We start from the raw sequence: 15,907 nt of genomic DNA on the forward strand, positions 1-15,907 counted from the left end.
ATGTGTTAAAAAGAGACTTACATATTCTAAAATTTCTCTCTGAAAGAATAGTCCGAAAAAAGCAAATAAATTGTTTCTTACTACAATGTGCAATTCTTATATTTGTAACCTCATACAAGAATAAAAAAGCAAAATGAAAATATCTTACAATTGGTTAAAACAATTTATTAAAACGGACTGGCCATCTGATCAAACTTCAGAGCTACTAACAGATTTAGGGCTTGAAGTAGAAGTTGTCGAAAAATACCAGTCGATCAAAGGCGGTTTACAAGGTGTTGTTGTGGGGCATGTATTGACCTGTGAAAAACATCCTGATGCCGACAGATTAAAAGTTACCACTGTAAATATTGGTTTAGAAGCTCCTATTCAAATTGTTTGCGGAGCTGCTAACGTTGCTGCGGGACAAAAAGTACCTGTTGCTACAATCGGAACGGTTTTATACGATAAAGAAGGTGCTGAATTCACTATTAAAAAGGGAAAAATTCGTGGAGTAGAAAGTCACGGAATGATTTGTGCCGAAGATGAATTAGGTCTGGGAACAAGTCATGACGGAATTATGGTTTTGGCCGAAGGATTAGTTCCGGGAACTCCTGCTGCAGAAGTTTTTAAAGTTGTCAACGATGAAGTTTTCGAAATTGGATTGACTCCAAATCGTGCAGATGCTATGAGTCACCTGGGTACTGCCCGTGATTTGAGAGCAGGAATGCTGCAGCGTGGTGTAAACATCGAATTAATTACACCATCAGTGAGCAATTTCAGAGTAGACATGCGTACTTTAAAAATTGACGTTACGGTTGAAGAGCCTCTTTTGGCCCCAAGATACTGCGGAGTAACTATTTCCGGAATTACAGTTATAGAATCGCCAGCCTGGTTACAAGATCGTCTTAAAGCAATCGGACTGACTCCTAAAAATAATATTGTCGATGTTACTAATTATGTTTTACACGAATTAGGACAGCCATTACATGCTTTTGATGCAGCGAAAATCAATGGAAAAGTAATTGTAAAAACACTTCCTGAGGGCACTAAATTTGTGACTTTAGACGATGTCGAAAGAACCTTGCACAAAGAAGATTTGATGATTTGTGACGAAAAAGGGCCACTTTGTATTGCAGGTGTTTTTGGAGGTAAAAAATCCGGAGTTTCAGAAGGAACGACCGCTATATTTTTAGAAAGTGCTTATTTCGATGCCGTAAGCGTGCGTAAAACCGCTAAAAGACACGGGCTAAATACGGATGCTTCTTTTAGATTTGAAAGAGGAATTGATCCAACCATTACAGAATATGCTTTAAAACGCGCGGCACTTTTAATTCAGGAAGTAGCCGGAGGAAAAATCACTTCTGATGTGATAGAAGTTTACCCTAAAAAAGTAGAAGATTTTTCAGTTTTATTGAATTTCAGTCATGTTTCAAAAATTATAGGACAAGAGATTCCAAAAGATACCATAAAAAAATTCTGGTTTCTTTAGATATAAAAGTAAACAGCGTTTCAGATTCAGGTTTAGGTTTAACGATCCCCGCTTACCGTGTAGATGTGCAGCGTGAAATTGATGTGATTGAAGAAATTCTGAGAGTTTACGGATACAACAACATTAATTTTTCTAAAAAATTCAATGCAACCGTTGCTAATTCTCCAAGAACAGAAGATTATAAGGTTCAAAATGTAATTGCCTCTCAACTGAACTCGCAAGGGTTTCACGAAATGATGGCCAATTCATTAACCACAGCAGCATATGCAAAATTATCCTCTGCTTTAAAAGAAGAGCACAATGTTACGATCCTGAACCCTTTAAGCAGTGATTTATCGACCATGCGTCAGTCTTTGCTGTTTTCAGGTTTAGAAGCTATTTCGTATAACATCAACAGAAAGAATTCGGATTTAAAATTATTTGAATTTGGTAAAACGTATCATAAATATCTTAACGGATATGAGGAGCACAAACACCTTACTTTGTTAATTTCAGGAAACAGAAACAAAGAAAGCTGGACGAATCCTCAAAAAGCTACTGATTTCTTTTTATTAAAAGGATATGTAAGAGGCGTACTATCACGTTTAGGAATTGATAAAATTACAAATGCTCCGGTACAATCGGATGTTTTCGCAGAAGGAACGGCAATTTGCTACAACAGCGAGACTTTAGTTGAAATAGGAGTTGTTAAAAAATCAATATTGAAACATTTCGGAATCAAACAAGATGTTTACTTTGCTGATTTCAACTGGGATTTGATTCTGAAAATCATTACCGGAAAAATTAAATATACCGAAATTCCAAAATATCCTGAAGTTCGAAGAGATTTGGCTTTACTGATTGATAAAAGTACCACTTACGAAAGTATTTTTAACCTTGCGAGACAAACAGAAAAGTCACTTTTAAAAGATATTAACCTGTTTGATGTTTATGAAGGAAACAAACTTCCGGAAGGCAAAAAATCGTATGCTTTGAGTTTTACCATTCAGGATAACACTAAAACGCTTACAGATGCTCAAATTGACAAAATCATGTCGAAATTACAGCAGACTTTCGAAACTGAACTTGGGGCAACCTTGAGATAGTTTTAAAAAGAAATAAATTTTAAATGTTTAAATTCCAAATTCCAATTATTATGTTGGAATTTGGAATTTTATTTTTTGTCACATCTTAGTGAATTGATTGGCGAACGTACCTTATTACTAATACGTCAAAGCAGAGAAAATAGGATAGCTGTTAATCTTCTCTCTTCCGTTCAAAAAACTAAGCTCCATTAGAAAATTGCATTGTACGATCTCCCCTCCTAGTCGTTCTACCAATTCACAAACGGCTTTTGCGGTTCCTCCTGTGGCCAAAACATCATCGTGAATCAAAACCCTGTCTCCTTTCTTTATGGCGTCTGTATGCATCTCTAAACTGTCTGTGCCGTATTCGAGTTCGTACGAAGCCGAAATCGTGTCGTATGGCAGCTTATTTGGCTTTCTCACCGGAACAAAGCCTGCGTTTAATTCCTGAGCCAGTAATATCCCAAAGAAAAAGCCCCGACTTTCGGCTCCCACCACTTTATCGATTTTTTGCCCTTTTAAAGATTCCGCCAGAATAAAAACAGTTTCTTTTCTCGCAATTGGGTCATTTAGCAACGGAGTGATGTCTTTAAATAAAATTTCTTTTTTCGGAAATCCTTGAATATCACGTATATATTTTTTAATCTGCATTTTTTTTTATTTTTATATTATTTCATGCTTGCATATCTCACATTTATGCCTATCTTTGCACCCGCAATAAGCAATCAACAAAGCTATTGAAAAATAGCCAGATTGAAAAGCAAAAAGGCCTCGTGGCGCAACTGAATAGCGCATCTGATTACGGCTCAGAAGGTTACTGGTTTGAATCCAGTCGAGGTCACTAATAAAGGCAAAGGATAAAAAAATCTTTTGTCTTTTTTTTTCTCTTTAATTCCTTATTGATGAAATAGACATATGCTTATCTTTGCACCCGCAATAAGCAATCAACAAAGCTACTGAAAAATAGCCCAATTGAAAAAACAAAAAGGCCTCGTGGCGCAACTGAATAGCGCATCTGATTACGGCTCAGAAGGTTACTGGTTTGAATCCAGTCGAGGTCACTTCTTAAAAAAAAGTTAAAACGAAAGTTTTAGCTTTTTTTTTATGTCTTCTCTACGCTATTTAACCATCTTTTACATCTAAAAATGAGAGATTTGTAAATCCTATCAAGTTAACTCCACTGGACACAAACCACCAGTAAAACATTGTAAACACTATATTTGCAACAAATCCATTATCTCTATATTAACAATAATTTAAGTTTGTGGAAATTGAAGAAGAGAAGTATTGAGGAAAATATCCGACTAATCATAAAAAAAAGAGGCCAGCAACTATGAGCTGACCTCTACACATTTTTAAGTTTTACTAACTAAATAAAGCCTTTTTTAAGCCCAAGGCAGCTTGTTCAGATGAAAATTTAACCGCATCAATATGATCTAATGGGTTTAACAAACCATAATCATGGATAAATCCGTTAAAGGTTTGAATTGTTGTAGGAACACCAGCCTCATCTAACTTACGGGCATAAGCTAATCCTTCATCAAAAAGAATATCATTCTCGGCTAATTGTACTAATGCAGGTGGCAATCCTTTCAATTTTTCAACTGAAGCACTGAACGGGGTAGCATAGTATTCTTTTCTTTGCTCTAAATCTGTAGTATAGTTATCCCACATCCATTTCATTAAGCTTGCTGTTAAGAATCTGCCTTCAGCATATTTTTGCCAAGATTCACGTGTAAAATCAGCATCTGTTACTGGCCATAAAAGTAATTGGAAATTTATTTCAGGGCCACCTTTATCTTTTGCCATAAGACAAAGTACAGCAGTCATATTTCCGCCAACGCTGTTTCCGGCGGCCGCCATATTTTTACCATCTACTCCTATCTGGTCTCCATTTTCTGAAACCCATTTTGTAGCCGCATAAATTTGATTAATAGCGGTTGGATATTTAGCTTCAGGCGATGGTGTATAGTCTGTAAAAACTGCTGCTGCCCCACTATTTACGACTAAGTCCCGTACCAATCTCCTGTGGGTAGGATAATCCCCTAATATCCATCCACCACCATGTGTAAACATAAATACTGGTAGTTTTTCAGAAACTGCATCGGCAGGTTTTACAATATGAATATTTACTGTATAACCATCTTGTGTAATTTCTCTTTCGGATTCAACAATATCTGAATAATCAAATTCTACTGACTTTTGAGCATCTATCAGTACTTGTCTTGCGTCTTGAGGCGTCATTGTTTCCAATGGTCTGCCACCACTGTTATTTAGAGCATTTAAAAAATCTCTAATTTGTAAGAGGATTTGAGGGTCTTTTTCTGCTGGAATTGGTTGTGCCATAAAAGTAAATTTTAATGATTAATATTTTTAAACAAAGTGCTCTAAGTAATTTTTATTCTTGACTTAGATTTTGATGAAACTTATCACTAACAAATTTCCTGATAAATTGGCAAGATTGTGTAACTGAATCAATTAAGTGTGTAACCAAATCTCTGGTTGAAATATATATATGAAAATTAATTTCTTATATATACTTCTTCAAAAGGAACTCTGTATCTTTCTCTCCAGATGCCTTCATTTTCTTTTCTAATTCCACATGAAACTACCATATTAATTTCGGCACTTTGAGGCAATTTTAAAATGCCCTTTAAAACTTTACTGTCAAAACCTTCTAAAGGACAGGTATCATACCCTTCGTTAGCCATTGCAATCATAAAAGTTTGAGCTGCCAAAGCACATGATTTATGAACAACTACTCTCATATCATTCTCAGAGACTTCTCTTGTAATAGTCCTGAATAATCCAATAATCTTTGTTAAAATTATCCTGAAAATTCCAAGTAACCCAAAAAAACGCGAATAGAGTAAAGGCATTATTTTACCATAGTATAATTCACGATCCTTAATTCTTTTCTCTTGACGTTCTTGCGGGCTATTCCGGCGAATATTCCCTTTTTCAAAATCTAAAACAAATTTCGCTCTCTTTCGAAATAAATCTCTTCTGGTTACAAAAATTACAATTTGTGAAGCTGTTGAAGTTGCAGTTTGGTCTAGACAAGCCTTAGATACTTGTTTTAATAATTCTGGTTTTGTTATATGATGAAACTCCCATAATTGCATATTGGAACTATTTGGAGCCAAAGTTGCCAATTCTAAGCATTCTTTTACCTTTTCTTCATCAATAGGTTTTTCTTTATCATAAACCCGAACGGAACGTCTAAAATTTAATATTTCAGTTAAATTCATCGTTATTTTAAATAGCATTAATTAAATGATTGTCTGAACTCTAAAGGCGAAATAGAGGTTCTGTTTTTAAACAAGCGGTGAAAAGACTGCGGGTGTTCAAAACCTAAATGATAAGCAATTTCAGAAACTGACAAAGAAGTGGTAGAGAGCAGTTCTTTTGATTTTTCGATAATTCTATTCTGAATATGCTGTTGAGTTGTTTGTCCTGTGTGAACTCTTAACATATCGCTTAAATAATTAGGACTTAGGTGTAATTCGTTAGCAACATATTGAACCGTAGGAATGCCATCTTTCTCCAATTTGTCATTTTTGAAATAACCATCAAGTACATTTTCCAATTTACTAAGTAAATCGTTATTGGCTTTTTTTCTTGTCAAAAACTGACGGTTGTAAAAACGATTGCAATACTTCAGAAGCAAATCGATATTAGACACTAATAAATCCTGAGTAAATGAATCCATGTTGGCATCAATCTCACTACTGATATTTTCAATTATGTCCATTATCGATTTTTCTTCCTTTTCAGATAGAAATAAAGCTTCACTGGTTGAATATGAAAAGTAGCCATAGTCTCTAACTATGGCAGCCAAGTTGTATCCCTGCAAAAAATCGGGATGTATTACCGCAACAAATCCTTTAACACCATTAAGAAGAACATCTTCAAACTGCAATACTTGATGCGGAGCTATAAAGTACATTATGCCCTCATCAAAATCATAATATTGCTGGCCATATTTACATTTGCCTCCTGCACACTCTTTTTTAAGAGCAACCACATAAAAATCAGTTGTTATTGTGCTTAAAATTGTTTCAGGCTCCAACTTTACATCATCAAAATTAAATACACTGATCAACGGATTAGAAGGGCTTTTTAATCCTAAAAATTGATGTAATGCACTTATTGATGAAACTTTTGAAGGAGTTTTCATTTGTTGAAATTCTGACTTATACATCACTAAGTTACAATTTTTTATTTTAATAATTGTTCATTCTTAATTTGTTCGATACCTTGTTTATATGTTGTCACCTGAAAATCAGGAAAACGCTTTTTAAACTTTGAATCGTCGAATAAATTATCATATTTATATCTTGGAAGTAATTCCTGCAATTCTTTCACTCTTTCATTAAATTTTGCGCCAATTTTAAAAACAAATTTTGGTACAACTGAATATTGCAATTTTTTCCCATAAATTTTTGATGCCAGATTGATAAACTGATTATAATTTAACATGTTATCATCAATCGGCAAATGCCAAGTTTGACCGAAAGCATCAGGTGTATTACCAATTAAAGCTGTTGCCCTACTTGCATCTGGTGTCCAAATTAAACTTCTCAATTTATCATTTCTCAAAGGCACCTTCAATTTTTTATTTTCTTTTATACTATTAAAAATCAAAGTGTTGGTTATACTCTGTGTTTTACCAGGTCCATAAAATTCTGGTGCACGACAAATAACCGCTTCGAGTTCACCTGATTCTATTTCTTTCAAAACCATTTCAGCCATTTCTCTTCTTACTTTTCCTTTTCTTCCAACTGGATCGAAAAGGGTTTCTTCAGTGAGCAAACGACCATCCTGCGGGTACATATAAGTATTGTCAAAAAAAACCAATTTTGTTCCGTTGATTTTACAGGCATCAATGACATTTCGCAGAATGAGAGGAAATTGTTTTTCCCATAAGGCAGAACTAATAGGAAGCCCTAAAGTAAAATAAGCAATCTCACTTTCTTTTACAGCTTCAATAGCACTTTTTTTATTAGATAAATCAGCAGAAAATACTATATCTGTATCATTAACTTTCTTTGCTTCTCTGCTTACGATTCTTATCTCTGAAGTATAATTTCTCTTCAATTCTCTTGCTAATTCTTCGCCAATTTGACCATTGGCTCCTAATATTACCTGCATTTTTTTAGTTTTAAATTCTACTGCAAAGTTCAGTATTATCATAGTGATAGACGTAACTCTGTTATGGGTTGTTGTAACATTATCTCTGTTACATTACCCTTTTTAGCCACTTCATTTTTTTATCTGAATAAGGCGGATATTTCCAATCGGGTTCGCCCCAAGTTGTTTTCTCTATTACTGATTTTTGATGTGAGAATGTCAAAAATCCGAATTCACCGTGATAATGACCAATCCCGGAATTTCCAACCCCGCCAAAAGGAAGATAATCACTTGTAATCTGCATCAATGTATCATTGATGCAACCACCACCAAAGGAAACTCTGTTTAGTAGTTTATCTTTCTCATCATCATTATTTGTAAAAAGATAGGCTGCCAAAGGTTTTTCTCCGTCAATGATTTTTTCAAGAGCTTCATCGTAATTTTTAAATGAAAGCACAGGTAAAACAGGACCAAAAATTTCTTCCTGCATTACAGTATCATCATGCGTCACATTGGCTAAAACTGTAGGTTCTATGTAAAGCGTTTCCTCATTGTGTTTTCCTCCGTAAAATATTTTATCAGGATTAATCAAACCTAATATCCTATCATAATTCCTTTTGTTGATAATGCTTGTATAGTGTTCTGCACCATCACTATAGTCAATTTCTGCAATCTTATCTTTTAACAATTTTAGAAATTTGTCTTTAATTGATTCTTCGACCAATAAATAATCCGGTGCAATACATGTTTGACCACCGTTTAAAAATTTACCCCAAACTATACGTTTTGCGGCTACTTCTAAATTGGCTGTTTTGGTTACAATTGCAGGCGATTTTCCACCTAATTCCAAAGTAACCGGAACAAGATTTTTTGCTGCTGCTTCATATACAATCTGTCCTACTTTCGGGCTTCCTGTAAAGAAAATTTTATCCCAACGTAATTTCAATAATTCTGTAGTTTCAGGTATTCTACCTTCAGCTACATATAAATAATGAGAAGGAAAATTGGTGTTGATTAATTCTGCCAAAAGGTGCATTGTATTTTCGGGAAGTTCACTTGGTTTTACAACACAAGTATTACCTGCTGCAATGGCAGTCACCATCGGAACTAATGTTAATTGATAAGGATAGTTCCACGCGCCAATCACCAACGTTACACCCAAAGGATCTGCATAAATACGACTGTGTCCGGGTTGTAAACTCAAAGCCGTATTTACTTTTTTGGGTTTAGTAAGCTTATCTAAGTTCTTTATAAAATAATTGATTTCTTTATAAACTAAATTGAGTTCGGTTAAAAAAGTATCGAAAGAACCTTTACGAAAATCTTTATAAATTGCTTCATATAGGCGTTGTTCGTTTCCTCTCAAAATATCTTTCAACTTTAGTAAAGTTTCCTTTCTAAACGCCACATCTTTTGTTTGATGAGTGTTGAAAAACTCCTTCTGGGATAGAAATATTTTAGCGAATTCCATTTCCTTAATTTTTAAAATGAGTTGAATTATCTGTTGCTTTCGGTCACTAATTCGGGTGTGTGTAACGCTGCTTGAAATTCAGGTTGGTAATCGTAACGAACTAATTTTTTTAAGCTCAAAGATTTTATAAATACTGATATCGGACCATCTGAAAGATTCAATTGAATATCTTCTGCTTTTTTACTTGATGCTTTTTTTAGTCCTCTTACATCACTGTAACCGTGTGTTAACTGACCTTTACTATTTAGATTGATAAAATTTGAACGGATAACTTCAGGTGTTGAATTGGTAACTTCTAATTTTTTACCTGTCATTGAAAAATCCAAATTTCCTTTTTCATCATAATAAGTGAAAGTTACATTGTTTCCATCAGTGTTATAATCAATGGGGATTAACCATTTCGGTAAATTATATCCAACTTTTCCACGAACTCTTGCTAATTCAGTATTAACAGGTAATTTTAATACATAGCCCCATAAACTTTTATCATTCACTTCACCCATTAAAGAAATTAGTCCCCAATTACTTTTATTTGGTTTAGTGGTTACAATAGAGATAGAGAGTTCATTGTATGAATCATTATCACAAAAATGGTAAGCATAGGAAGTAATAGCGATCAATCCTCTACCGGGTGTATAAGAAATCGGTTTGACCAATTCGTTTACTTCCGCAGGAAGTAGCTCTTTTATTTTGCTCATATCTGCTGTATAAATAGCAGTAATACTACTATTGCTGTAATAAAAGTTTGGTGAATATGTGATAAAGCCAACATCTTTTTTTTCTTTGTGAAGGGTTTTGAACCAGCTTAAATCTATATCAGGTCTTTCCTCTGCGACTACGGAAAGGGGTGAGTTGGAATGGAATCTGTCAAACATACCGCCCTTTAAAACAGGTAGTTGATGACCTGCCAATTCAATAATGGTATCGTTTTTAGCTATTGAATCGTTGTTTATTGCTTTCAGATTTGAATTTGCTGATGCTGTATTAATGATGGCACTGCTTAGAAAGAAGCCTGGTATAAAAAGTAGAATTGCTCCTAGGGCTACTACAAAAAATATGATTTTTATTTTTTTCACTGTGTTATAGTTTTATTTAGTATCTGAGTTTGTTTTAATTTTTTCAAGTTCTTTCATTACTACTCTTGCCATTTCTTTAGAGCTAAAAGGATTTTGACCAGTAATTAAATTACTGTCAACAACTACTTTTGAAGTCATAGGAATGAAAGCTTTTTTATAATCGGAGTTTCTTTCCTTTAATGCTGCTTCAAGATTAAATGGAACTTTCTTTTTTCGTCCGGCAAGACTTTCTTCAAACCAATTAAATCCAGTTATCTTTTTGTCTTTTATCAAATAATTGCCATTGGAAAGTTTAACATTCAACAATCCGCCTACCCCGTGACAAATCGCAGCCACTTTTTTATTGTTCTCATAATGATCTTTAATGATTTTTTGTAGAATAGTATCATTTGGAAAATCATACATAGTCCCATGTCCACCTGCTAAATAAACACAATCAAATTCTTGTTTTGATACTTCTTTTAAACTTTTGGTGTGCTTTAATTCTTCTCTAAATTGAATATTATTCCAATATCCTTTAGATACTTTATCCAAAACTAAAGGTCTTAAACTTTCAGGATCAATCGGTGTATCTCCACCGTTTGGACTTGCTATGGTAATTTCAAACCCTTGCTCTTTAGCTTTATCATAGATATGGGTAAGTTCACTGAGCCATAGACCAGTTGGCAATTGTCCATCGTCATACATATTAATCCCAGTAACAATAATTAATAATTTCAATGTGTTCATAATATCTCTTTTTGATGATACAAAGTTCCGTCTTAAATGCAAAGCAGAAGTAACCTAATCAACTGAAATTATAACATAATCTCTGTTGTTGTTGAAATTTTAATTATAAAAAACGAGTCAGAAAGTAATTTGCTTGTAATATGAGGAACATTAATATTTGCATATGCAAACGAAAATTGCAGATAATGATAAGGGCATATTTTTAAATCCGTAACTTTTTTAAATGCCGTTTACGAATTCAAGAATTTCACAAAAGAATGTTACGACTTAATAACTTTAAAAATGTATGTGTATTAAAATGTTTTATTTTTTTTTAACGTTTAACCCCTACATTACATACAAACCATCTCCTATTTAGATATCAGATTAATTATCTTACAAAATAACCTCAAAATAAGCCAATTTCTTTAAATCATTCATAAAATGGTTTGTAAATTGTTCAGTAAGGGTCACAGAAATCCCATTTCGTATGAAATGGGATTTTTTTTATGCTTTTTTTCTAATTCCTTAAACTAACAAATTAGAGTCTTTTCTTTATAATAAATCTTACAAATTAGTTTGTGTATCCAAAATACTGTTGTATTTTCGTTCATAACTGTATTTCGATATTCTTCTTCTTCCTACAAGAAATATAGTGAACGTAATGTATTTACAAAAAGCTATAGCTATATCATTCTTTTAGTAATGACATTGGATAGCAAATAAATAAGCCCCCAATATAATAGAAGCACCCAATAATTAAGCGACACCTACTAAACATGCTATTAACCGATAACCATTTAACCATTGTAGTGGGGATAGACATCCATTTTACTACCCTACCCCCTTTTAACCCTTTTCATCCTTATATAGGCATTGTCATTGATCCATTTGATTATATTCCGTTTTTAGGTGCCACGGTGCATGTAAATGGATTTAAACGTGGAAACTCAGACACCAGCGGTATTATAATTCCACTGATGCACATTCCTCTTTTTACACCGCCCTGGCTTATGACACCTATCATAGGCCATGAAAGCATGAACTTTTTTGCTTCTAAAACTGTATTCTCAGACGGTACCCGAATGAGCCCCAAAGGACATATGCTAATGACCTGCAATGATATTGGGATTCCGCTCTCGATGTCTTTAGGGAAAACCAAAATAGGCAAGAAAATGCTGCCGTTTGCCCCAACTCTTTTTGCCCCGACCTCCTTTTCATTGCCTATCCCAACGGGGAAACCTGTTATGGTTGGTGGACCCTATCCTCCTGATTGGGGTGGGGTTCTTACAGGTTTACTAGCTAGTATTGGCTTTAGTACTCTAATGAAAAAAGTTAGAGGTCTTGTTAAAAAGATTAACCTTAAGGGATCAAAAGGTCCTAAAGGGCTTAAAGATGGACTCCGTAAATGTGTTAATGACCCCGTAAATGTGGTCAATGGCGTGGTGATTTATGAAGGCAGTGATTTTGATTTGACCAGCCCAATTCCTCTAAATTGGAAACGCAGCTGGTATTCAGATTCCCAATATGTAGGATGGCTGGGTCATGGTGTACATTGCGTATATGACAGAGCCGTAGAATTATACCCCGAGGACGATGCCTTAGGACTTCGCATGGAGGACGGGCGACTTGTTGTTTTTCCGATGCTGCTGCCTGAGGAAGAGTTTTACTTACGTGAAGAAAAAACTACCCTTAAAAAAACTCAGGATGGTTATCAGACTTACGATCATCAAAGCAAGCTTTTTTATGAGTTTACCCTTTTTGACGGTAAAAAATATCAACTTACCAAGATTAATAATATTAGCGGCCTTAGCATCGCTTTCAAATTTACAGCAAACCGTTTGACAAAAATCATCGATGCTGCAGGCAGAGAAATCAAAGTAAGCACTAAGGATGGATTTATTCAAAAGCTGAAGCTTGTTGGACCAGAACAGGACGAACTTTTAGTAGCCTATGAGTACGATGAACAAGGTAACATAAGTGCTATTATTGATGCACTGCAAAAACCGACAGCCATTGAATATGAAAATCATTTAATGGTCAAAAAAACCGATCGTAACGGACAAGCCTTTTACTGGGAATATGACACTCAAAACCGCTGTATCCACACCTGGGGTGACGGCGGCTGGCAGGAGGGTTGGATGGAATACCATCCTGAGAAAGGTTACAATCTGATAACAGACTCTAATCTGGCCGTAACCACCTATTATTACGAGCCAAGCCAGCTCATCACACAAGTGAAAGACCCAATGGGTAACAGTACCTTTTATGATTATACGGAGTTTATGGAACTCCATCGCGAGATTGATCCCGAAGGACGCATTCTGGGCTTTAACTACGATGACAGAGGTAACAAAACTGGCACTGTTTATCCGGATGGTACCGAAGAAATCATGATTTATGATGAGGAGAATCGTCCATCGATTGCCATAGATCCCGAAGGGAATAAAACCATTTATCTGTACAAAGAAGATAAAGAGGATCAGCTTAAAACGATTATTGCTCCCGATAAAACCACTACCCACTTTAGTTATCATGATAATGGACTATTAGCGACAGTGGCCAAAAACAACAACAAACTCGAACTCATTTATGACGATCAATACAATTTGATAGAATGGCGTGAGAACAACCAAAAACTAAAATCATGGGAGTACGACCATCGTGGGCGCGTACAAGCGATCTACACCCCAATGCAGATGGCTGATTATTTTAGTTACGATGCATTAGACCGGGTAAGACAAATTGTTGAAAAAGACAGTAATGTCATACAGTTCACGTATAACAATTATGACGAGATAATAGCTTTAAAAGACAATAAAAACAAGATTAAGTTTAGTTATACTCCACTGGGAAGCCTTGCCACACGCGAGCAAAATGGCGTGAAAGTTCGTTTTGATTACGACAAGATGGAACAGTTGCAAGCCATCAAAAACGAAGACAACGAAGTCTACTATTTTAGCCGCAACAAAGCCGGACAAATAATCAAAGAAACTGCTTTTGATGGTATGGTCAAAAAATACCAGCGCAATCTGGCAGGTGAAGTGACCAGAATTGACCATGGCAACGGCAGATTTACCGAATACGAACAAGATGCACTGGGACGCATCACCAGAGCCGACTATCATGACGGTACCTGGGAAACCTACAGCTACAACAAAAACGGACTTTTAACAGAGGCCATAAATCAAAACGTAAGTATCCTTCTGGAACGTGATGAAATGGGGCGTATCGTAAAAGAAACCCAGAAACAACAGTTAGATAACACCAAAAATGCCATTACCCTTACCTCTACTTACAATAAACTTGGACAGCGTATTGCTATAAATAGTTCATTGGGAGCAGAGATCAGTACGTATTACGACTCAAAAGGACAATTGGAACGCATCGAGGCACAAAGCAACGAACTCAAAGAACAGCACCAAAAGTGGGAAACCACCCTGAAACGCGACGAACTGGGAAGAGAAATAGAACGCTTTACCACAGGTGGACTCCATATTAAAACGAGCTACAACAACAGTGGAAAACAAAAAGAACAGGAAGTATTTGCCAATGGCAAACGCACTGGATCACGCTTTTATAACTGGGATACCAACCAGCAATTGCGCAGTGCCGTAAATCAAATGACTTCCAATATCGCCTACTTTGATTATGATGACTTTGGTAATTTGGCCAAAGCCGATTATAATGGTAAAGAACAGCTGTACAAAACCCCGGATGCAGTAGGAAATCTTTACAAAACTCCGGATCGCAGCGATCGTAAGTATGGTAAAGGTGGAAAATTATTGAAAGACGAAAAGTATCATTATAAATACGATGAACTGGGTAATCTGATACACAAAAGTACCAGAAACATCAACGAAGAACTAAAATTCGAAGAACCAACCAACTGGATCGATAAACTGGCAGGTAACAAAACCGAAGAAACCAGATTACAACAAGAACACGAGCAGTGGCAGGACGGAGATACCACCTATAACTGGCTGGCGAATGGTATGCTCGAGAGCATTACCAACCCTGATGGGAAGAAAGTTCATTTTGAGTACGATGCCCTGGGTCGACGCACCGCAAAAATTGCAAACCAAATAATAAATCGCTATGTTTGGGATGGAAACGTTCTTATTCACGAATGGAAATACGATTTAAAAGATCGTCCTGAATTAATCGCCACTGAGGATGATTTAGCCTATGATAAACCGGAACCTGTTGAGAATTTAATTACCTGGGTTTATGACGAAGGAAGTTTTGTTCCATCAGCTAAGATAATTGGAGAAGAAAAGTTCGCTATCATTAACGATTATATTGGTCGTCCTTTACAGGCCTATAATGAAACTGGAAGTCTTGTTTGGGAAACTGATTATGATATTTATGGTTGCCTGAAAGATCAAAAAGGTGACAGGAATTTTATTCCATTTAGACAATTGGGACAATATGAGGATGTAGAAACTGAGCTTTATTATAATAGGTTTAGATATTATAGTCCTGAAACTGGGGGATATATTTCACAAGATCCAATAAGACTAGCAGGAAATAAACCAAATTTGTATGCTTTTGTTCATGATTCTAATAATTGGGTAGATATTTTCGGATTAGCAGAAATGATAGATCCTAATTTATTAAATTATTCTCAAGGGTATGTAAATGGTCAAACTGAAGCTTATGAAAAAGCTATGAAAGATGGTACTTGGAAGTGGGATAAATTTCCTGATGATCATCAGACACCTAGTGCACTTAGAGTTGTTGAAGTTGATGGAGAATTAGTTTCATTAGACAATAGAAGGTTGTTAGCTGCCCAAAATGCAGGATTAACAGAAGTCCCAATAATTAAAGTAAAACCTGAGGATTCAATGCCTGGAGGAGGAACTTATGGTAAAAATTTAAAAGGAAAGTTAAATTCAAAACCAAAAAACAGACCAGACTTGCCTAAAATTCAATTACCTAATACTGGAACCAGGACTAAACCAACTGTTATTGCTTGTCATTAAAA

9 protein-coding genes, 2 tRNA genes and 1 pseudogene are annotated in these 15,907 nt (G+C 35.3%); 4 read left to right on the forward strand and 8 right to left on the reverse strand.

Features of this window, described 5'->3' with window-relative positions; all coding sequences use genetic code 11:
- Positions 1-133 precede the first annotated feature (133 nt).
- Positions 134-2,553, forward strand: a pseudogene (pheT, locus tag M4I44_RS15665) (phenylalanine--tRNA ligase subunit beta).
- Positions 2,554-2,670: 117 nt separating this feature from the next.
- Here the strand turns inward: pheT and M4I44_RS15670 are convergent.
- Positions 2,671-3,183, reverse strand: a complete 513-nt coding sequence (locus M4I44_RS15670; protein WP_249965290.1) for an adenine phosphoribosyltransferase — start codon at positions 3,181-3,183, stop codon at positions 2,671-2,673.
- Between the two features lie 116 nt (positions 3,184-3,299).
- On the opposite strand from M4I44_RS15670, the gene M4I44_RS15675 reads away from it, so the two are divergent.
- Positions 3,300-3,373 (forward strand) — tRNA-Arg (locus tag M4I44_RS15675).
- Between the two features lie 146 nt (positions 3,374-3,519).
- A tRNA-Arg gene (locus tag M4I44_RS15680) sits at positions 3,520-3,593 on the forward strand.
- 304 nt (positions 3,594-3,897) lie between these two features.
- Here the strand turns inward: M4I44_RS15680 and M4I44_RS15685 are convergent.
- The 7 genes from M4I44_RS15685 to M4I44_RS15715 all read right to left on the reverse strand — a co-directional run bounded on the left by M4I44_RS15685 (position 3,898) and on the right by M4I44_RS15715 (position 10,941).
- Positions 3,898-4,878, reverse strand: a complete 981-nt coding sequence (locus tag M4I44_RS15685; protein WP_249965291.1) for an alpha/beta hydrolase — start codon at positions 4,876-4,878, stop codon at positions 3,898-3,900.
- Between the two features lie 176 nt (positions 4,879-5,054).
- Entirely contained in the window at positions 5,055-5,783 is a 729-nt protein-coding gene (locus tag M4I44_RS15690; protein ID WP_249965292.1) for a nitroreductase family protein, read from the reverse strand.
- Positions 5,784-5,800: 17 nt separating this feature from the next.
- A complete protein-coding gene (locus tag M4I44_RS15695) occupies positions 5,801-6,712 on the reverse strand; it encodes an AraC family transcriptional regulator (protein WP_017497226.1) in 912 nt (303 codons plus the stop codon).
- Positions 6,713-6,753: 41 nt separating this feature from the next.
- Positions 6,754-7,686: an NAD-dependent epimerase/dehydratase family protein gene (locus M4I44_RS15700; RefSeq protein WP_249965293.1), complete on the reverse strand. Its 933-nt coding sequence runs from the start codon at positions 7,684-7,686 to the stop codon at positions 6,754-6,756.
- A gap of 88 nt (positions 7,687-7,774) precedes the next feature.
- The gene (locus tag M4I44_RS15705) at positions 7,775-9,136 is read right to left on the reverse strand and encodes an aldehyde dehydrogenase (protein ID WP_017497224.1); all 1,362 of its coding nucleotides are present in this window, start codon (positions 9,134-9,136) and stop codon (positions 7,775-7,777) included.
- Between the two features lie 26 nt (positions 9,137-9,162).
- The gene (locus tag M4I44_RS15710; protein WP_017497223.1) at positions 9,163-10,212 is read right to left on the reverse strand and encodes a hypothetical protein; all 1,050 of its coding nucleotides are present in this window, start codon (positions 10,210-10,212) and stop codon (positions 9,163-9,165) included.
- Between the two features lie 12 nt (positions 10,213-10,224).
- On the reverse strand, positions 10,225-10,941 hold the full coding sequence (locus tag M4I44_RS15715) for a type 1 glutamine amidotransferase domain-containing protein (RefSeq protein WP_249965294.1): 717 nt from the start codon (positions 10,939-10,941) through the stop codon (positions 10,225-10,227).
- Between the two features lie 758 nt (positions 10,942-11,699).
- On the opposite strand from M4I44_RS15715, the gene M4I44_RS15720 reads away from it, so the two are divergent.
- The gene (locus M4I44_RS15720) at positions 11,700-15,905 is read left to right on the forward strand and encodes a DUF6531 domain-containing protein (protein ID WP_249965295.1); all 4,206 of its coding nucleotides are present in this window, start codon (positions 11,700-11,702) and stop codon (positions 15,903-15,905) included.
- Positions 15,906-15,907: the final 2 nt, after the last annotated feature.

Source organism: Flavobacterium sp. B183, assembly GCF_023539155.1.
GTDB lineage: Bacteria > Bacteroidota > Bacteroidia > Flavobacteriales > Flavobacteriaceae > Flavobacterium > Flavobacterium tructae.

Excerpts from the sequence above, each read along its gene's own strand:
- M4I44_RS15670 (WP_249965290.1), bottom strand. The coding sequence starts at position 3,183 with ATGCAGATTAAAAAATATATACGTGATATTCAAGGATTTCCGAAAAAA.
- M4I44_RS15685 (WP_249965291.1), bottom strand. The coding sequence starts at position 4,878 with ATGGCACAACCAATTCCAGCAGAAAAAGACCCTCAAATCCTCTTACAA.
- M4I44_RS15690 (WP_249965292.1), bottom strand. The coding sequence starts at position 5,783 with ATGAATTTAACTGAAATATTAAATTTTAGACGTTCCGTTCGGGTTTAT.
- M4I44_RS15695 (WP_017497226.1), bottom strand. The coding sequence starts at position 6,712 with ATGAAAACTCCTTCAAAAGTTTCATCAATAAGTGCATTACATCAATTT.
- M4I44_RS15700 (WP_249965293.1), bottom strand. The coding sequence starts at position 7,686 with ATGCAGGTAATATTAGGAGCCAATGGTCAAATTGGCGAAGAATTAGCA.
- M4I44_RS15705 (WP_017497224.1), bottom strand. The coding sequence starts at position 9,136 with ATGGAATTCGCTAAAATATTTCTATCCCAGAAGGAGTTTTTCAACACT.
- M4I44_RS15715 (WP_249965294.1), bottom strand. The coding sequence starts at position 10,941 with ATGAACACATTGAAATTATTAATTATTGTTACTGGGATTAATATGTAT.
- M4I44_RS15720 (WP_249965295.1), top strand. The coding sequence starts at position 11,700 with ATGCTATTAACCGATAACCATTTAACCATTGTAGTGGGGATAGACATC.